The organism is Hydrogenophaga sp. FW305-3-2-15-A-LB1 (assembly GCF_058787875.1).
This window is the reverse complement of record NZ_JBYTAE010000062.1, coordinates 20,190-38,552: the sequence shown is the minus strand read 5'-3', so window position 1 is coordinate 38,552 and position 18,363 is coordinate 20,190. Positions and strand designations below refer to the sequence as shown.

The following is an 18,363-nucleotide window of genomic DNA, read 5'->3' as shown; positions in this document are numbered from 1 at the left end:
CGGTCGGGGTGGGTGGCGGGCCATTTCTGGGTGATGGCGAAGGTGTCGAGCGTGCTCATGGGCGGTCCTTGAAGTCGAAGGCAAGAGGCGCCATTGGAACACCCGCTCGCCATGCCCCCACCCTTGCAAGGGGATCGATAATCGGCTCTTCATGCCCACGACGAAAGACGCCTGCCCTTGTGGCCTCGGCCCCGATTTCCCGCATTGCTGCGGCCGCTACCTCGGCACCGGCGTTCCCGCCCCCGACGCCGAGGCGCTCATGCGCTCGCGCTACACCGCCTTCGTGCGCGGTGACGAGGCGCACCTGCTGGCCACCTGGCATCCGAGCCAGCGGCCGGCTTCCCTGGACCTGGACGGCAGTGTGAAGTGGCTCGGGCTCGAAGTGAAGCACCACAAGTCCATTGACGACACGCACGCCGAAGTCGAGTTCGTGGCGCGCTCGCGGGTGCAGGGGCGCGGCCAGCGCCTGCACGAGCGCAGCCGCTTCGTGCGCGAGCACGGTCACTGGTTTTATGTGGATGGCGACATCCTCAACTGAATGAAAGACAAGATGTTTGATGCAGTTCTGTTTGATTGCGACGGCGTGCTCGTGGACAGCGAGCCCATCACCAACGGGGTCTTGCGCGAGGTGCTCAACGAAAGCGGCTGGGCGCTGACCCAGGCCGAGTGCATGGACATCTTCATCGGCAAGGCGGTGCGCGACGAACGCGCGCGCATCGAGGCCGAAACCGGCAAGCCGTTCACCGAGGAATGGCTGCAGGGCTTCTACGCGCGCCGCAATGTGCGCCTGCTGGCCGAGCTCAAGGCGGTGCAGGGCGCGGTGGAGGCGGTGACGGCGGTGCACCGCCACGTGGCCGGCCGCATCGCCTGCGCCTCGGGCGCCGACCGGCCCAAGGTCGTGATGCAGCTCGATCTCGTGGGCATGCTGCCCTTGTTCGAAGACCGTGTCTTCAGCGGCCACGACCAGCCGCGCTCCAAGCCCGCGCCCGACGTTTACCTGGCCGCCGCCGCGCACCTGGGCGTGGACCCGGCGCGCTGTCTGGTGGTGGAGGACACGGCCACCGGCGCCCAGGCCGGGCTGGCGGCCGGCGCCACGGTGTGGGGCTACTGCCCCGAGGGGCATGGGCGCGCGTTCGAGGGCTTACCGGTGGCGCGCGTCTTCGGCCACATGGACGAGCTGCGCGAGCTGTTCGCCGCGCCACTCGCCCGGTGAGCGCCCGGTCCAGCCGCGAAACGCGCGGATGAAACTCTTCTCGTTCTGAAAGCCGCAGGCCTGCGCCACCTGCTTGATCGGGCGGCGGGTGCGCAGCAGCAGCTCGGTGGCGCGCTGGCGGCGCACCTCGTCTTTCAGCGCCTGCAGCGAGGCCCCCTCGTCCTTGAGCTGGCGGTGCAGGGTGCGCGCCGAGACGTTCAACAACGCGGCGAGGTCGTCGGCGTTGTGGGCGTCCAGCGGCTGGGTCGCCAGCACCTGGCGCACACGCTGCACCAGCAGGCGGTCGCGCCGGTAGGAGCGCACGGTGAGCGGCAAGGCGCGCTGCAGCAGCTGGTTCATGGCGGCCTCGTCGCGCCGCATCGGCAGGGTGAGGTAACGCGCGTCGAAGGCGATCGCGGCCTCGTCCGCGCCGAAGGTGGCCGGGCCGTCGAACAGCACGGCATACGCGTCCAGGTGGGGCGGCGGCGCGTAGGGAAACTGCGCACCCTGCAGCGGGATGCGCGAATCGACGTACCAGCTCGCCAGGCCGTGGATGTTGCGCAGCACCGAGACCACGCAGAACTCGGTGAGCGGCCCAGGGCGGCGGTGCGGGCGCAGCACGAGGCGCGCGCGCTCGCCCACGGTCTCCAGCGAGAGCGCCACATCGTCGGTGATCAGGCCGTGGTGGCGGCACCAGCGCCTGAGCGCCATGCCCAGCGTGGGGGCCGAGAGGGAGGCGCGCGCCAGCATGCCGTAGCTGCCCCAGGGCAGGGCGCGGCTGAAGCAGCCCAAGCCTTCGTCGTCGAGTTCGCGCATGGCGGCCTCCGACACCGCTTCCATCTGCGCGGCGGTGATGCGGGCGTCCGGCTGATCAACTTTCCTTGGCGGAATTTGTGCCAGTTCGAGCGCGCCTGCCGCGTCCATGCCCCGCTCGCGGTAGGCCATCACCATGGCACGAACAAACGCCATGGGCGTGAGGGCGGGGGTCAAGGCGGGAGGCATGGCGCTAGTTTCGCCGGATCTGGCGGTATTTGCAACCTGCATGGCAGGCCAGCCCTCATCCGCGTGTCTATCCTCCACAATGCCCCGAAACACCACAACGGATGCCGCCATGCCGATCCTGGAGACACAACTCAACGCCCGTTCCGCCGACTTCCAGGCCAATGCCCAGGCCATGCAGGTGGTGGTCGACGACCTCAAGGCCCAGATCGCCAAAGCCACCCTCGGCGGCGGTGAAGCCGCCCGCGCCAAACACACCGCGCGCGGCAAGCTGCTGCCGCGCGACCGCGTGCAGATGCTGCTGGACCCGGGCACGCCCTTCCTGGAACTCAGCCCGCTCGCGGCGCTCAACATGTACCCCGATCGCGACGGCACCGACAGCGCGCCCTGCGCCGGTGTGATCGCCGGCATCGGCCGCGTCAGCGGGGTGGACTGCCTGATCGTCTGCAACGACGCCACCGTGAAAGGCGGCACCTACTACCCGATGACGGTGAAGAAACACCTTCGGGCGCAGGAGGTGGCGATGCAGAACAACCTGACCTGCATCTACCTGGTGGATTCGGGCGGCGCCAACCTGCCGAACCAGGACGACGTGTTTCCCGACCGCGAGCACTTCGGCCGCATCTTCTACAACCAGGCCAACATGAGCGCCAACGGCATCGCGCAGATCGCGGTCGTCATGGGCTCGTGCACGGCCGGCGGCGCCTACGTGCCCGCCATGAGCGACGAGACCATCATCGTCAAGAACCAGGGCACGATCTTCCTGGGCGGCCCGCCGCTGGTGAAGGCCGCCATCGGCGAGATCGTGAGCGCCGAAGACCTGGGCGGCGGCGACGTGCACACGCGCCTCTCGGGCGTGGCCGACCACCTGGCGCAGAACGACGCGCACGCGCTCGCGCTGGCGCGCCAGGCCGTGGCCACGCTCAACCGCCGCAAGGTCGCCACGCAGGCCCTGCGCGAACCGCGCGCGCCGCTGTACGACCCGAAGGAAATCTACGGTGTCATCCCGGTCGACACGCGCAAGCCCTACGACGTGCGCGAGATCATCGCCCGCGTGGTCGACGGCAGCGAGTTCCACGAGTTCAAGGCGCGCTACGGCGCCACCCTGGTTTGCGGCTTCGCGCACATCGAGGGCATGCCGATCGGCATCGTCGCCAACAACGGCGTGCTGTTCTCCGAAAGCGCACAGAAAGGCGCGCACTTCATCGAGCTGTGCTGCCAGCGCAAGGTGCCGCTGCTGTTCCTGCAGAACATCACCGGCTTCATGGTCGGCCGCAAGTACGAGAGCGAGGGCATCGCGCGCCACGGCGCCAAGATGGTCACGGCCGTGGCCACGGCGCAGGTGCCGAAATTCACCATCATCATCGGCGGCAGCTACGGCGCCGGCAACTACGGCATGTGCGGCCGCGCCTACAGCCCGCGCTTCCTCTGGATGTGGCCCAACGCGCGCATCAGCGTGATGGGCGGCGAGCAGGCCGCCAGCGTGCTGGCCACCGTGCGGCGCGACGGCATCGAGGGCAAGGGCGGCAGCTGGAGCGCCGAGGAAGAGGCGAAGTTCAAGCAGCCGCTGCTGGATCAGTTCGCCCACCAGTCGCACCCCTACTACGCCAGCGCCCGCCTGTGGGACGACGGTGTGATCGACCCGGCCGACACGCGCCGTGTGCTCGGTCTGGCCCTCTCGGCCACCCTCAACACGCCGATCGGCGAGCCGAAGTTCGGCGTCTTCCGGATGTGATGCCATGGCCAGGACCATCTACGACAACCCCGACCACGAACTGCTGCGCGACCAGGTCGCGCGCTTCCTCGAACGCGAGGTGGAGCCGCACGCGGCCGCCTGGGAAGAGACCGGCATGGTGCCGCGCGACGTGCTGCGCCGCATGGGCCAGGCCGGCCTGCTGGGCCTGATGTTCGAGGGCGAATACGGCGGTGGTGATGCCGACGCGCTGACCAACCTGGTGTTCGCCGAAGCACTGTCGCAGTCCACCTTCGCCGGCTTCATCATCACCGTGCTGGTGCACACCGACATGGCCGGCCCGCACCTGCACCACGCGGGCAACGCGGCGCAGAAGGCGAAGTACCTGAAGCGCGTGACGGCCGGCGAGGTGATCACTGCCGTGGGCATCACCGAACCCGGTGCGGGTTCCGACGTGGCGGGCATCCGCACCACGGCGCGCAAGGAAGGCAACGAGTGGGTGCTCAACGGCACCAAGATGTTCATCACCAACGGCGTGCACGCCGACCTGTACTTCGTCGCCGCCAAGACCGGCACCGCGCGCCACGACGTGACCATGTTCATCGTCGAGAAGGGCACACCGGGTTTCTCGGTCGGCCGCGCGCTCAAGAAGACCGGCTGGCTCTCCAGCGACACGGCCGAGCTCGTGTTCGACAACGTGCGCATCCCGGAAGAGAACTTGCTGGGCGAGCAGGGCAAGGGCTTCTACTCGGTCATGAAGAACTTCCAGACCGAACGCATCGCGCTGGCGGCCATGGCCGTCGGCCATTGCACGCAGGCCCTGAAGCTCACGCTGGACTATGTGCGCCAGCGCCAGGCCTTCGGCGCCACGCTGTGGGACAAGCAGACCATCCGCCAGCGCCTCTCGATGCTCGACGCCAAGACGCGCGCGGCGCGCCAGTTCATGTACCACTGCGCCTGGAGCGTGACCCAGGGCCATGACATCGTGCAGGAGGTCTCCATGCTCAAGGCGCTCACCGGCGAACTCGTCAACGAGGTGGTGCAGACCTGCCAGCAGTTCCATGGCGGCATGGGCTTCATCCGCGAGACCGCGATCGAGCGCCTGTGGCGCGACGCGCGCGTGCTCGCCATCGGCGGCGGTGCGACCGAGGTGATGCTGGAAGAAGTGGCGAAACGCTATTGATGCAGGACTGAACATGAGCAACGTGATCGATGTGACCCGCCCCAAGCCGCACGTGGCGAAGGTGTGGCTCAACCGCCCCGACGTGCGCAACGCCTTCAACGACGACGTGATCGCCGCGCTCACCGCGACCTTCACCGAGCTGGCCAAGGACGAGTCCCTGCGCGTTGTCGTGCTTGGCGCGCACGGCAAGGCCTTCTGCGCCGGGGCCGATCTGAACTGGATGAAGACCATGGCCGGCTACAGCTGGGACCAGAACCGCGCCGACGCGCAGCAGCTGGCCGATATGCTGTGGACGCTGGACCAGTGCCCGGTGCCGGTGGTCGGCCGCATCCAGGGCGACTGTTACGCCGGCGGCATGGGGCTGGCGGCGATCTGCGACGTGCTGGTGGCGGTGGAGGGCGCGACCTTCTGTCTGTCCGAAGCCCGCCTGGGCCTGCTGCCCGCCACCATCAGCCCCTACGTGGCGCGCGCCCTGGGCGTGCAGGCCTCGCGCCGCTACATGGTGACGGCCGAACGCTTCAGCGCGGTGCGCGCGCACGCGCTGGGCATGGTGCACGAACTGGCCACGCCCGAGACGCTGGACGCGAAGGTGGACGAGCTCGTCGCCACGCTGGTGGCCAACGGCCCCAAGGCCGCGCGCGAGTGCAAGCGCCTGGTGCGCGACGTGGGCGGCCAGCCCATCACCGAAGCCCTGCGCAGCGAGACGGCGCGCCGCATCGCCGATGTGCGCGCCAGCGACGAAGGCCGCGAAGGCCTGCAGTCCTTCCTGCAGAAGCGCCCGCCCGGCTGGCTGCCGGCGGCCTGACCCGAGGAGGCACCCCATGGCCGACTGGTTCCACACCCTGGGCACGCCCGAGCTGCTCGCGCTCGCGGGCGCGCTCGGCTGGGCCAGCGGTTTTCGCCTGTACGCCGTGGTGTTCATCGTCGGCCTGGCCGGCGCCATGGGCTGGATGGAGCTGCCCACCGGCCTGCAGGCGCTGCAGCACCCGGTGCTGCTGGGCACGGCCGGCTTCATGCTCTTCGTCGAGTTCTTCGCCGACAAGATCCCGGTGGTCGATTCGTTGTGGGACATGGTCAACAGCGTGGTGCGCATTCCGGCCGGCGCGGCGCTCGCGGCCGGCGTGTTCGGCGCCGACGGCGGCACCGTGGCGCTGGCCGCCGCGCTGCTCGGCGGCTCGCTCGCCGCCACCAGCCAGGCCGCCAAGACCACCACGCGCGCGGCCATCAACAGCTCGCCCGAGCCGTTCTCCAACCTCGGCATGAGCCTGGTCGAGGACGGCCTGGTGGTCGGCGCAGTCTGGCTTGCCACCAGCCACCCACTGGTCTTCGTCGTGTTGCTCGCGATCACCGTCGTGCTGATGTGGATCGCCACCTGGATGCTCTTCAAGTTCCTGCGCGCGGTGTTCCGCCGCGTGCGCTCCTTCTTCACCGCCACCGCCTAGGAAGTCCCATGTTCCACAAGATCCTGATTGCCAACCGGGGCGAGATCGCCTGCCGCGTCGCCGCCACCGCGCGCCGCCTGGGCGTGAAGACCGTCGCTGTCTATTCGGACGCCGATGCGCGCGCCAAGCACGTGGCCGCCTGCGACGAGTCGGTGCACATCGGCGGCTCGGCGCCCAAGGAAAGCTACCTGCAGTGGGAGCGCATCATCGCGGCCGCCCAGGCCACGGGCGCGCAGGCCATCCACCCGGGCTACGGCTTCCTGAGCGAGAACGAAGCCTTCGCCAACGCCTGCGTGAAGGCCGGCCTGGTCTTCATCGGCCCGCCGTCGTCGGCGATCGAGGCCATGGGCCTGAAGGCGGAGTCCAAGCGCCTGATGGAAAAGGCCGGCGTGCCGCTGGTGCCGGGCTACCACGGCGCCGACCAGGACCCGGCCCTGCTGCAGCGCGAAGCCGACCGCATCGGCTACCCCGCGCTCATCAAGGCCAGCGCGGGTGGCGGCGGCAAGGGCATGCGCGTGGTCGAGAAGAGCGAGGACTTCGCCGCCGCGCTCGCCAGCTGCCAGCGCGAGGCGCGCAACAGCTTCGGCAGCGACGCGGTGCTGATCGAAAAATACGTGCAGCGCCCGCGCCACATCGAGATCCAGGTGTTCGGCGACACGCAGGGCGACTGCGTCTACCTGTTCGAGCGCGACTGCTCGGTGCAGCGCCGCCACCAGAAGGTGCTGGAAGAAGCGCCCGCACCTGGCATGACGCCCGAGCTGCGTGCCCAGATGGGCGCGGCCGCGGTGGCGGCGGCCAAGGCGGTGAACTACGTGGGCGCGGGCACGGTGGAGTTCATCGTCGAGCAGCCCGAGGGCTACGCCCATCCCGAGGCCATGCGCTTTTACTTCATGGAGATGAACACCCGCCTGCAGGTGGAGCACCCGGTGACCGAGGCCATCACCGGCCTGGACCTGGTGGAATGGCAGCTGCGCGTGGCCGGCGGCGAGCCGCTGCCGCTGAAGCAGGAAGACCTGCGCATCCACGGCCACGCGATCGAGGCGCGCATCTGCGCCGAAACGCCGGACAACAACTTCCTGCCCGCCACCGGCACGCTCACCGTCTACCGCAAGCCGGCCTGCACGAGCTTCGAGCGTGGCACGGTGCGGGTGGACGACGGCGTGCGCGAAGGCGACACCATCAGCCCGTTCTACGACTCCATGGTCGCCAAACTGATCGTGCACGGCGCCACGCGCGAAGAGGCCCTGTCGCGGCTGGACGCCGCGCTGGCCGAGACGCGCATCGTCGGCCTCTCGACCAACGTGCAGTTCCTGCGCCACGTGGTCACCAGCCGCGCGTTCGCCCAGGCCGAGCTGGACACCGCGCTGATCCCGCGCGAGGCCGCCGCGCTGTTCCACCAGGACAAGGTCGGCCTGCCGCTGGCCGTGGCCGCCGCCGTGGCGCAGACCCTGGTGGCCGAGCGCGCGGACGAAGGCGCCGACCCGTTCTCGCGCCGCGACGGCTGGCGCCCACACGGCATCACCGTGCGCCGCTTCGATTTCGAGTACCAGGGCGAAGCCCTGCTGGCCCACCTGAGCTACCTGCACGACGGCGCGCTGCAGCTCGCCGTGGGCGAGGTGAACGCCGTGCTGGACTTCGTGGCGCTGCCGGCCGACACCGGCACCCGCATGGACCTGCGCTTCAACGGCCAGCGCCAGACGGTGCAGACCTGGCAGGTGGACGAGAACGTGCATGTGTTCTGCGCCCTGGGCGCGACCCAGATCGTGGAGATCGATGCCCTGGCCCACGCGGGCGAAGCCGCCGCCGAAGGCGGGCGCCTCACCGCGCCCATGCCGGGCAAGGTGGTGTCGTTCGCGGTCAAGGCCGGCGACACGGTGACCAAGGGCCAGGCGCTGGCCGTGATGGAGGCGATGAAGATGGAGCACACCATCGCCGCGCCAGCCGACGGCACCGTGGCCGAGCTGCTCTACGCGCCCGGCGACCAGGTCAACGAGGGCGCCGAACTGCTCAAGCTCTCGGTGGGCTGACAGCGCCGCCGCGCGAGGCCGCGTAAGCTCGCCGCATGAACATCACTTTCTGCTGCGTCAACACCCGGGTCGGCCCCTGGCTGGCCGATCTGCGCCTGGCCCTGCCGCAGGCCAACGTCACCGAATGGCAACCCGGCGCGCCCCAGGCCGATCACGCCGTGGTCTGGGCGCCGCCGCAACAATTCATGGACGAACAGCCCGGCCTCAAGGGCCTGTTCAACATCGGCGCGGGCGTGGACGCGCTGCTCAAGCTCAAGCTGCCGCCCGCCGCCAAGGTGGTGCGGCTCGACGATGCCGGCATGTCGGTGCAGATGGCCGAGTACGTGTGCCACGCCGTGATCCGCCACTTCCGCGAGTTCGACGCCTACGAAGCCGACGTGGCGCAGGGCCGCTGGTCGTACCGCAAGCCGCGCCTGCGGGCCGATTTCCCCGTCGGCGTGATGGGTCTGGGGGTGTTGGGCGAGCGCGTGGCCCTGGCCCTGCGCCAGTTCGATTTCCCGGTGCACGGCTGGAGCCGCTCGCCCAAGGTCATCGACGGCGTGATCGGCCACGCGGGCCACGCGGCCTTCGACAGCTTCCTGGCCTCGTGCCGCGTGCTGGTCAACCTGCTGCCGCTCACGCCCGAGACGCGCGACATCCTCAACCGCGAAACGCTCTCGCGCCTGCGGCCCGAGGCCTATGTCATCAACGTCGCGCGCGGCGACCACCTGGTGGAAGACGACCTGCTCGCGCTGCTCGACAGTGGCCACCTGGCCGGCGCCACGCTTGACGTGTTCCGCACCGAGCCGCTGCCCGCCCAGCATGGTTTCTGGAAACACCCGAAAATCACGGTCACGCCCCACACCTCGGCGCGCACGCTGCGCGAGGAAAGCATCGCCCAGATTGCCGGCAAGATCCTCGCGTTCGAACGCGGGGACCCGATCGCCGGCGTGGTCGATCCGGTGCGCGGGTACTGACCCCCTCGAAAGACCCCCATGAAACTGCCCTCCCGCGTCCAGCTCATCGACGTCGGCCCCCGCGACGGGCTGCAGAACGAGAAGCAGCCGGTGCCTGCGGCCGTCAAGGTCGAGCTGGTGCACCGCCTGCAGGCCGCCGGTCTGAAAGAGATCGAGGTCACCAGCTACGTGAGCCCCAAGTGGGTGCCGCAGATGGCCGACAACCACGAGGTCATGGGCGGCATCCGGCGCCAGGGCGGCGTCCGTTACTCGGTGCTCACGCCCAACCTCAAGGGCTACGAGGCTGCCGTGGCCGACAAGCCGGACGAGATCGTGGTGTTCGGCGCGGCCAGCGAGGCCTTCAGCCAGAAGAACATCAACTGCTCGATCGCCGAGAGCATCGAGCGCTTCGCCCCCGTGGTCGAGGCCGCGCGCGCGGCCGGCATCGCCGTGCGCGGCGCCATGAGCTGCACCGTGGGCTGCCCCTACGAAGGCGAGATTGCGCCCGAGCGCGTGGCCTACCTGGCCGGGCTCATGAAGGGCATCGGCGTGCAGCGCGTGGACGTGGCCGACACCATCGGCGTGGGCACGCCACGCAAGGTGCAGGCCGCGATGGAGGCCACGCTGAAGCACTACGGCATCGACGACGTCTCGGGCCACTTCCACGACACCTATGGCCAGGCGCTGTCCAACACCCTGGCCGCGCTGGAGATGGGGGTCTGGAACTTCCAGTCCTCCGTGTCCGGCCTGGGCGGCTGCCCCTACGCCAAGGGCGCCACCGGCAACGTGGCGACCGAAGACGTGGTCTACCTGCTGCACGGCATGGGCATCGCCACCGGCATCGACCTCGACGCGCTGGTGGATGCCGGCGTCTACATCAGCGAACAGCTCGGCCGGTCCACCGGCTCGCGCGTGGCCCGCGCATTGCTCGCCAAGCGCGCGGGCTGAAGGAAAGCAATATGGAACTGCAAGTCTGGATGGCGTATTTCGTGGCCTCGTGGGCCATCGCGCTCTCGCCCGGTTCGGGCGCGGTGCTGTCGATGACGCACGGCCTGGCCTATGGCGTGAAGAAAACCAGCACGACCATCGCGGGCCTGCAACTGGGGCTGGCGGTGATCCTGCTGGTGGCCGGTGTGGGCGTCGGCGCCTTGCTGCTGGCCTCGGCCACCGCCTTCACCGTGGTGAAGTTCGCTGGCGCGGGCTACCTGATCTGGCTCGGTTTCAACCAGTGGCGAGCCCGCGTGGGCGTGGTGCCCGAGGCGGACGAGGCGGCACCGGCCCAGGTGGCCGTGCCCTCGGCGCGCGAGCGCTTCGTCATGGGTTTCTTCACCAACGTGACCAACCCCAAGGGCATCGTGTTCATGGTGGCCGTGCTGCCGCAATTCATCGACCCCCAGCGCGGCCTCGGGTTGCAGTTGCTGATCCTGCTGGCCACCACGGTGGTGGTCGATCTGATCGTGATGCACGGCTACGCCTTCCTGGCCTCGCGCGCCCAGCGCTGGCTGGCCACGGCCCGCGCCCGGCGTGCGCAGAACCGCGTGTTCGGCGGCGTGCTCATGGCCATGGGCGCGAGCCTGCTGCTCGTCAAACGCGCCGCCTGAAGGACCGCAACCATGTGTGGAGCCGAATTGCAGGCCTTGCCTGAGACCGTGCAGCGCGTGGCGCGCGTGCTGCAGGACGCGGGCCATGCCCACGCCCCCGTGATGCTCGACGGCGCCGCGCGCACCGCGCAGCAGGCGGCCGACGCCCTCGGCGTGGCCCTGGGCCAGATCGCCAAGAGCATCATCTTTCGCCGCAAGAGTGACGACGCGGCCGTGCTGGTCATCACCTCGGGCGATCTGCGGGTGGACGAGAAGAAGGTGCAGGCCCTGGTCTGCGCCGATGGCGGCAAGCTCGGCCGGGCCGATGCCGACTTCGTCAAGGCGCGCACCGGGTTTTCCATCGGCGGTGTCTCGCCGCTGGCGCACGCGGTGGCGCCCGTCACGCTGATCGACGCGCAGCTCTCGCGCTTCGACGAGATCTGGGCCGCGGCCGGCCACCCGCACGCCGTGTTCCGCCTCAGCCCCGTGGAACTCCAGTCGCTGACCGGCGCGCCGGTGCACGACGTCACCGTGGTGGCCTGAGCCCATGGCCCTGGAGACCCCCACGATCACCCTGCAGGCCGCGCGCCGCCGCGCCGGTCTGCGCCCGGGCGTGCCTTCGCCGTGCATCTCGGTGTGCGAAATGGACGAGGCCCGCAGCCGCTGCAAGGGGTGCTTCCGCACGCTGGAAGAAATCGGTTTCTGGAGCCGTGCCAGCGATGCGGACAAGTTGGTGATCTGGCAGCAGATCGAAGCCCGGCAGCTGGCGCCTTGACGCCTTCGCACACGAGATCTTCATGACCGACATCCGCTTCTTCTACGACCCGATCTCGCCTTACGCCCATCTGGCGTTCGAGCGCCTGCCCGAAGCCCTGATGGGCCACAGCGTGCAGGTGCGCTACCGGCCCGTGCTGTTCGCCGCGTTGCTCAAGGCGCACGGCCAGCTGGGCCCGGCCGAGATCCCGGCCAAGCGCGACTGGACCTACCGCCACGTGAGCTGGCTCGGGCACCACCACGGCGTGGCGCTCGACATGCCGGCCGCGCACCCGTTCAACCCGCTGCCCCTGCTGCGCCTGGGCCTGGCCTGCGCGACGGACGATGCGCCGGGCGAGACCAACCGCTACGTCACCGAGCTGCTGTTCCGCCATGTCTGGCGCGGCGGGCTCGACGCCGCCGACCCGGCGCGGCTGGCCGCGTTGCAGGCCCTGCTGCAGGACCACATGGCGCAGCGCGGCAAGCCGTGGAACGCGCCCGACAGCGAGGTGGTCAAGCAGCGCCTGCGCGCCAACACCGACGAGGCGCTCGCGCTCGGCCTGTTCGGTGTGCCGGCGATGGTGGTGGACGGCCGCGTGTTCTGGGGACAGGACGCCCTGCCCATGCTGCGCGCCTACCTGGACGGCGACAGCTGGTTCGAGACCCAGTGGGGCGCGGCGGCGCAGCGGCCCGAAGGCGTGCGCCGGTCTCAGACGGGCTAGCCGCCGGGCCGCTCCCAAGGCAGGCCCAGCCCCCTTTGGGGGGCAGCGACCCGCGCAGCGACGGAGCGTGGGGGCTCTTAAGTTTGAAAAGCAGCGGCCACGCCCATCACCTCGCCGGTGTGGGCGGCTTCATACCCTTTGAGCGCGGCCACGCGCGCGCGGAACGCCGGTGAGCGCAGCACCGTGAGCACCGGGCGCAGCTCGGCGCGGTCCAGCGCGTCGGCCGGCAGCGCGAAGAAGTAGCGCTCCTTCAGCAACGGAATGAAATGCAGGCCGAAGCGGTGCGCGGCGGTCTGCACGCCGATGCCCACGTCGGCCATGCCGCTGGCCACGTAGGCGGCCACGGCGGCGTGGGTAAGCTCGGTGTTGTCGTAACCCGCCACCGCCTGCGGCGCGATGCCTTCGCGCTTGAGCAGCAGGTCGGTCAACACCCGCGTGCCCGAGCCCTCGGGCCGGTTGACGAAGCGCAGCCCGGGCCGCGCGAGGTCGGCCAGCCCGCGCAGGCCCAGCGGGTTGCCCGCCGCCACGAACAGCCCCTGCGTGCGCACCGCCAACTGCACCAGCAGGTGCTGGTCGGGCTTGAGCCAGGTCAGGTAGCGCCGGGCGGCGGCGGCCTCGAACTCGCCCAGCGGCACGTGAAAGCCCGCCAGCTCGCAGTCGCCCTGCGCGAGCGCGGCCACGGCCTCCAGGCTGCTGCGGTAGCGCAGCTCCACCGGCACCTGGCGCGCCGCCAGCTGCTCGCGCAAGGCGGCCACCGCGAAGCCGTGGCTGGCGTGCAGGCGCGGCACGGCGCGCTGGCGGCGCTGCACGCGCCCGAGCTCGCCTTCGAGTTCCGAGGCCAGCGACTCCAGCAAGGGCTGCAGGCGCGCACCGATGCGCGCATCGGCCCAGATGAGTTTTTCACCCAGCGGCGTGAGCGCCGAGCCGCGCCCGCGCCCGCGCACCAGCAGCGGCTGGCCGAACAGCTGCTCGGCCTGTTGCAGCAGGCCCCAGGCGTGGCGGTACGACAGGCCCAGCTCGCGCCCGGCCTGCGAGATGCTGCCCGAACCCTGCACGGCCGCGAGCAGGCCGAGCAAGGTGTTGGCGTCGAGCGCGGGGCCGTCTTCCTGGGCGATGCGCCATTGGGGTTGGAGGGTGATGCGCAGCATGGGGGGAAGCCCGACTTTATGAACTGTCAAACATATTAAAACAACCCATACGGTGCTACGCTGAAAAAATGACCAGAACGACGGCCCACGAGACCCCCGAGCGCCCCACCAGCACCGTGATTCCCATCCGCCCGATCGAGGCGATGGGGCGCGGCAAGGCGCGCCACACGCCCAAGGGGCGGCAGACCTCACCCGAAGCACGCGAGCGCGTGGCCGCGCTGTGCGATGGCCTGGCGCCGCGCGCCGACCTGCTGATCGAACACCTGCACCGCCTGCAGGATGCCGAGGGCGCGCTGCGCCACGGCCACCTGGCCGCGCTGGCCGAGCGCCTGCGGCTGAGCCAGGTCGAGGTGTTCGAGGTCGCGAGCTTCTACCACCACTTCGAGATCGTGGACGACGCCGCGCCCGTGCCACGGACCGTGGTGCGCGTGTGCACCAGCCTCTCGTGCGCCATGGCCGGCGGTGAGGAACTGCTGGCCGATCTGCAGACCGCGCTGGCGGGCGATGCCACGGTGCGCGCGCAGGCCGCGCCCTGCATCGGCCAGTGCCATGTGGCGCCCGCCGCCTGCGTGGGCCAGCGGCAACTGCCGCAAGCCAGCGTGGCAGGCGTGCAGGCCTTGCTCGCCAGCGGCGAGACGGGGCCGCGCCAGCTGCCCGAGCCAGCCGGCTCTGAATTCAAACAACTGCGAAGCCTGCTCGCGGGTGCGCTCAGCGCCGAACAGGTCCTGACCGAATTGAAAGCCTCCAACCTGCGCGGCCTGGGCGGCGCGGGCTTTCCGTCCTGGCGCAAGTGGGAGACGGTGCGCGCCCAGCCCGGCCCGCGCCACATGGTGGTCAACATCGACGAAGGCGAGGTCGGTACCTTCAAGGACTGGCAGGTGCTCAGCAGCGCCGAGGCCGGCGCGCCGCAGATGCTCGAAGGCCTGTTGATCGCCGCCGAGGTGGTGGGCATCTCGCACGCCTGGATCTACCTGCGCGACGAATACCACGACGTGCGCGAACTGCTCACGCGCGAACTCGCGCGGCTCGACGCCACCCTGCGCTCGCTGATCGAACAGCACCCCGGCTACACGCCCCCGCGCATCGAGCTGCGGCGCGGCGCGGGCGCCTACATCTGCGGCGAAGAGTCGGCGCTGATCGAATCGGTGGAAGGCAAGCGCGGCCTGCCGCGGCTCAAGCCGCCCATCGTGGCGATGCACGGCGTGTTCGGCCGGCCCACGCTGGCGCACAACCCCGAAACGCTGTGGTGGCTGCCGCTGATCCTGGCCAAGGGCGGCGCCTGGCTGGCCGGCGAGGGCCTGCGCGGGCGCACCGGCCTGCGGCGCTTCTCGGTCTCGGGCCGCGTCAACAAGCCGGGCGTGCACCTGGCGCCCGCCGGCATCACCTTGCGCGAGCTCGTCAACGAACACGCGGGCGGCATGGCCGAAGGCCACACGCTCTACGCCTACCTGCCGGGCGGGGCCTCGGGCGGCATCCTGCCGGCCTCGCTGGCCGACGTGCCGCTGGACTTCGACACCCTGGTCGACCACGGCAGCTTCATCGGCTCCATGGCCGTGGTGGTGATGAGCCAGCACGACACGGCGCGCGGCGCCGCGCTCAACCTCATGCAGTTCTTCGAGCACGAGTCCTGCGGCCAGTGCACACCCTGCCGCGCCGGCACCACGAAGGCGGTGCAGCTCATGCAGGCGCCGGTATGGAACGCCCCGCTGCTCGGAGAGCTCTCGCAGGTGATGCGCGACGCCAGCATCTGCGGCCTGGGCCAGGCCGCGCCCAACCCGGTGGACAGCGTGCTGCGCTTCTTTGCCCATGAAGTGAACGCCGGAGGTGCGGCATGAAGACCGACGACCTGCCCCTGGACGCGACGCCGATCGCCTTCACCCTCAACGGCCGCGCGCTGGAAGCCGCGCCCGGCGAGAGCATCCTGAAAGCCGCGCAGCGCGCGGGCGTGGAGATTCCGCACCTGTGCCACAAGGACGGCCTGCGCAGCCCCGGCAACTGCCGCGCCTGCGTGGTCGACATCGAAGGCGAGCGCGTGCTCGCGCCCTCGTGCTGCCGCGCGCCCAGCGCCGGCATGGTGGTGCACAGCGACAACGCGCGCGCCAGCGCCGCGCAGAAGACGGTGCTGGAGCTGCTGCTGTCCGACGCGCCCGACACCGCCGCGCTCAAGTTCGACAGCGAGCTGGCGCACTGGGCCGAGGTGGCTGGCGCCTTGCCCGGGCGTTTCCCCGCGCGCGCCGCCGCCGCGCACGACCTGAGCCACCCGGCGATGGCGGTCAACCTGGACGCCTGCATCCAGTGCACGCGCTGCATCCGCGCCTGCCGCGAGACCCAGGGCAACGACGTGCTGGGCCTGGCCTTCCGGGGCGGCCACGCGCAGATCGTGTTCGACCAGAACGACCCCATGGGCGCCAGCACCTGCGTGGCCTGCGGCGAGTGCGTGCAGGCCTGTCCCACGGGCGCCATCGCGCCGGCCAATGGCGCCTTCGCCAAACCCTCGCAGCAGCAGGTCGACTCGGTCTGCCCCTTCTGCGGCGTCGGTTGCCAGCTCACCTACCACGTCAACGACGACAAGATCGAACACGTCGAAGGCATCGCCGGGCCGGCCAACGAAGGCCGCCTGTGCGTCAAGGGCCGCTTCGGCTTCGACTACGCGCACAGCCCCGAGCGCCTCACGCGCCCGCTGATCCGCCGCGCCGGCGTGCCCAAGGACCCGCACGGCGAGCTGCGCCGCCTCACGCCCGAGCAGGTGCGCGAGCGCTTCCGCGAAGCCAGCTGGGACGAGGCGCTGGACGCCGCCGCCGAAGGTTTCCGCCAGGCCCTGGCCGCGACACCGGCGCGCGGGCGCCAGGGCCCGGTGGCCGGCTTCGGTTCGGCCAAGGGCACGAACGAAGAGGCCTACCTGTTCCAGAAGCTGATCCGCACCGCGTTCGACACGCACAACGTGGACCACTGCACCCGCCTGTGCCACGCTTCCAGCGTGGCCGCGCTGATGGAAGGCCTGGGCTCGGCGGTGGTCACCAACCCGCTGCGCGACGTGCAGTTCGCCGACTTCGTGCTGCTGATCGGCGCCAACCCGGCGCAGAACCACCCCGTGGGCGCGACCTGGATCAAGAACGCGGTGAAGCAGAGCGGCCTGAAGCTGGTGCTGGCCGACCCGCGCCGCACCGAGCTCGCACGCCACAGCTGGAAGCACCTGGGCTTCAAGTCCGGCACCGACGTGGCCCTGCTCAACGCGCTGCTGCACACCATCGTGTTCGAAGGCCTCACCGATCCGGCCTACATCGAGGCCCACACACTGGACTTCGCGCAGCTCAAGGCGCATCTGGTGGACTTCTCGCCCGAGGCGATGGCGCCGGTCTGCGGCATCGACGCGGCCACGCTGCGCGAGGTCGCGCGCGCCTACGCCACGGCGAAGAACGCCATGATCCTCTGGGGCATGGGCATCAGCCAGCACACGCACGGCACCGACAACGCGCGCTGCCTGATCGCGCTCGCGCTGATCACCGGCCAGATCGGTCGGCCCGGCACCGGCCTGCACCCGCTGCGTGGCCAGAACAACGTGCAAGGCGCGAGCGACGCCGGGCTCATCCCCATGGTGCTGCCCGACTACCAGCGCGTGGCCGACGGCCCGGCGCGCGAGAAGGCCGAGCGCCTGTGGCACCTCGCGCCCGGCACGCTGCGCAGCGAACCCGGCCTCACGGTGGTGGAGATCGTCGACGCGGCCCACCGCAAGGAGATCCGCGCCATGCTGATCCAGGGCGAGAACCCGGCCATGAGCGACCCCGACGCGGCCCACGCGCGCGAGGCGCTCGCGGGGCTGGACCACCTGGTGGTGCAGGACATCTTCCTCACCGAGACCGCCAGCCTGGCCGACGTGGTGCTGCCCGCCACCGCCTGGCCCGAGAAGACCGGCAGCGTGACCAACACCGACCGCTGCGTGCAGCTCGGCCGCAAGGCCGTGCCCGCGCCGGGCGACGCGCGCGCCGACGCCTGGATCACCGAACAGCTCGCGCGCCGCCTCGGCCTGGGCTGGACCTACGGCGTCGCCGCCGACGGCAGCGGGACGGACGACGCCGCGCAGGGCATCGGCGCCGTGTTCGAGGAAATGCGCGCCCTCATGCCCAGCATCGCCGGCCTGTCGTGGTCGCGCCTGCGCCGCGAGGGCGCGGTCACCTACCCGGTGGCGGACGACGCCGACCCCGGCCAGCCGGTGGTGTTCACCGACGGCTTCCCCACGCCCAGCGGCCGCGCCTCGCTGGTGGGGGCGGTGCTCACGCCGCCGGCCGAGCAGCCCGACGCCGAATTCCCCATGGTGCTCATCACCGGCCGCCAGCTCGAACACTGGCACACCGGCAGCATGACGCGGCGCAGCGGCGTGCTCGACGCGCTCGAACCCAGCCCCGTGGTGAGCCTGCACCCCGAGACCGCCCGGCGGCTCGGGCTGTGGGCCGGCGCGCAAGCGCAGGTGCGCTCCCGGCGCGGCGAGGTGGCCCTGCCGGTGCGGATCGACGACGGCATGCCACGCGAGACCGCCTTCATTCCTTTCGCCTACGCCGAGGCCGCGGCCAACCTGCTCACCAACCCCGCCCTGGACCCGGTGGGCAAGATCGCGGAATTGAAGTACTGTGCGGTGGACGTGCGGCCCGTCGTGGCCGCGCGAGATCCGGCCCGGCATTGACCTGCCTCAAC

At 70.6% G+C, this 18,363-nt stretch carries 17 protein-coding genes; 15 read left to right on the top strand and 2 right to left on the bottom strand.

The window, feature by feature from the left end:
• The first annotated feature begins 151 nt into the window (after positions 1–151).
• Both AC3WPZ_RS18845 and AC3WPZ_RS18840 read left to right on the top strand, forming a co-directional pair.
• A complete protein-coding gene (locus AC3WPZ_RS18845) occupies positions 152–538 on the top strand; it encodes a YchJ family protein (protein ID WP_492440949.1) in 387 nt (128 codons plus the stop codon).
• Positions 539–550: 12 nt separating this feature from the next.
• A complete protein-coding gene (locus AC3WPZ_RS18840) occupies positions 551–1,213 on the top strand; it encodes an HAD family hydrolase (RefSeq protein WP_382162474.1) in 663 nt (220 codons plus the stop codon).
• Here the strand turns inward: AC3WPZ_RS18840 and AC3WPZ_RS18835 are convergent.
• Positions 1,142–2,194 carry an AraC family transcriptional regulator gene (locus tag AC3WPZ_RS18835; RefSeq protein ID WP_492440947.1) on the bottom strand — a complete coding sequence of 351 codons (1,053 nt, stop codon included), beginning with the start codon at positions 2,192–2,194 and terminating at the stop codon, positions 1,142–1,144. The genes AC3WPZ_RS18840 and AC3WPZ_RS18835 overlap by 72 nt on opposite strands.
• A 109-nt stretch (positions 2,195–2,303) precedes the next feature.
• Between AC3WPZ_RS18835 and AC3WPZ_RS18830 the strand changes: the two genes are divergently transcribed.
• Genes AC3WPZ_RS18830 through AC3WPZ_RS18780 form a run of 11 tightly spaced genes read left to right on the top strand, consistent with a single transcriptional unit; the run spans position 2,304 to position 12,526 of the window.
• Positions 2,304–3,926 (top strand): carboxyl transferase domain-containing protein, encoded by a 1,623-nt coding sequence (locus tag AC3WPZ_RS18830; RefSeq protein ID WP_492440945.1) that lies wholly within the window; start codon positions 2,304–2,306, stop codon positions 3,924–3,926.
• A gap of 4 nt (positions 3,927–3,930) precedes the next feature.
• The gene (locus tag AC3WPZ_RS18825) at positions 3,931–5,067 is read left to right on the top strand and encodes an acyl-CoA dehydrogenase family protein (RefSeq protein WP_492440943.1); all 1,137 of its coding nucleotides are present in this window, start codon (positions 3,931–3,933) and stop codon (positions 5,065–5,067) included.
• Positions 5,068–5,080: 13 nt separating this feature from the next.
• On the top strand, positions 5,081–5,872 hold the full coding sequence (locus AC3WPZ_RS18820; protein WP_492440941.1) for an enoyl-CoA hydratase/isomerase family protein: 792 nt from the start codon (positions 5,081–5,083) through the stop codon (positions 5,870–5,872).
• Positions 5,873–5,888: 16 nt separating this feature from the next.
• A complete protein-coding gene (locus AC3WPZ_RS18815) occupies positions 5,889–6,509 on the top strand; it encodes a DUF4126 domain-containing protein (protein ID WP_492440940.1) in 621 nt (206 codons plus the stop codon).
• 8 nt (positions 6,510–6,517) lie between these two features.
• The gene (locus AC3WPZ_RS18810) at positions 6,518–8,536 is read left to right on the top strand and encodes an acetyl/propionyl/methylcrotonyl-CoA carboxylase subunit alpha (protein WP_382323009.1); all 2,019 of its coding nucleotides are present in this window, start codon (positions 6,518–6,520) and stop codon (positions 8,534–8,536) included.
• A gap of 35 nt (positions 8,537–8,571) precedes the next feature.
• Positions 8,572–9,492, top strand: coding sequence for a 2-hydroxyacid dehydrogenase (locus tag AC3WPZ_RS18805; protein WP_492440937.1), 921 nt, complete (start codon positions 8,572–8,574; stop codon positions 9,490–9,492).
• 18 nt (positions 9,493–9,510) lie between these two features.
• Positions 9,511–10,419, top strand: coding sequence for a hydroxymethylglutaryl-CoA lyase (locus AC3WPZ_RS18800; RefSeq protein WP_492436041.1), 909 nt, complete (start codon positions 9,511–9,513; stop codon positions 10,417–10,419).
• Between the two features lie 11 nt (positions 10,420–10,430).
• Complete coding sequence (locus tag AC3WPZ_RS18795) at positions 10,431–11,072, top strand: LysE family transporter (RefSeq protein WP_492440935.1); 642 nt, start codon at positions 10,431–10,433, stop codon at positions 11,070–11,072.
• 12 nt (positions 11,073–11,084) lie between these two features.
• Entirely contained in the window at positions 11,085–11,594 is a 510-nt protein-coding gene (locus tag AC3WPZ_RS18790; protein WP_492440933.1) for a YbaK/EbsC family protein, read from the top strand.
• A gap of 4 nt (positions 11,595–11,598) precedes the next feature.
• Complete coding sequence (locus tag AC3WPZ_RS18785) at positions 11,599–11,826, top strand: DUF1289 domain-containing protein (RefSeq protein WP_492440931.1); 228 nt, start codon at positions 11,599–11,601, stop codon at positions 11,824–11,826.
• 22 nt (positions 11,827–11,848) lie between these two features.
• The gene (locus tag AC3WPZ_RS18780) at positions 11,849–12,526 is read left to right on the top strand and encodes a 2-hydroxychromene-2-carboxylate isomerase (protein ID WP_492440929.1); all 678 of its coding nucleotides are present in this window, start codon (positions 11,849–11,851) and stop codon (positions 12,524–12,526) included.
• Positions 12,527–12,603: 77 nt separating this feature from the next.
• Here AC3WPZ_RS18780 and AC3WPZ_RS18775 read toward each other — a convergent pair whose 3' ends face one another.
• Positions 12,604–13,674 carry a substrate-binding domain-containing protein gene (locus AC3WPZ_RS18775; RefSeq protein WP_492440927.1) on the bottom strand — a complete coding sequence of 357 codons (1,071 nt, stop codon included), beginning with the start codon at positions 13,672–13,674 and terminating at the stop codon, positions 12,604–12,606.
• Between the two features lie 68 nt (positions 13,675–13,742).
• Here AC3WPZ_RS18775 and AC3WPZ_RS18770 point away from each other — a divergent pair, with 68 nt between their 5' ends.
• Positions 13,743–15,509 carry an NADH-ubiquinone oxidoreductase-F iron-sulfur binding region domain-containing protein gene (locus tag AC3WPZ_RS18770; protein ID WP_492440925.1) on the top strand — a complete coding sequence of 589 codons (1,767 nt, stop codon included), beginning with the start codon at positions 13,743–13,745 and terminating at the stop codon, positions 15,507–15,509.
• Positions 15,506–18,352 (top strand): molybdopterin-dependent oxidoreductase, encoded by a 2,847-nt coding sequence (locus AC3WPZ_RS18765; RefSeq protein ID WP_492440923.1) that lies wholly within the window; start codon positions 15,506–15,508, stop codon positions 18,350–18,352. The genes AC3WPZ_RS18770 and AC3WPZ_RS18765 overlap by 4 nt, the downstream gene beginning before the upstream one ends.
• The last annotated feature ends 11 nt before the right edge of the window (positions 18,353–18,363 follow it).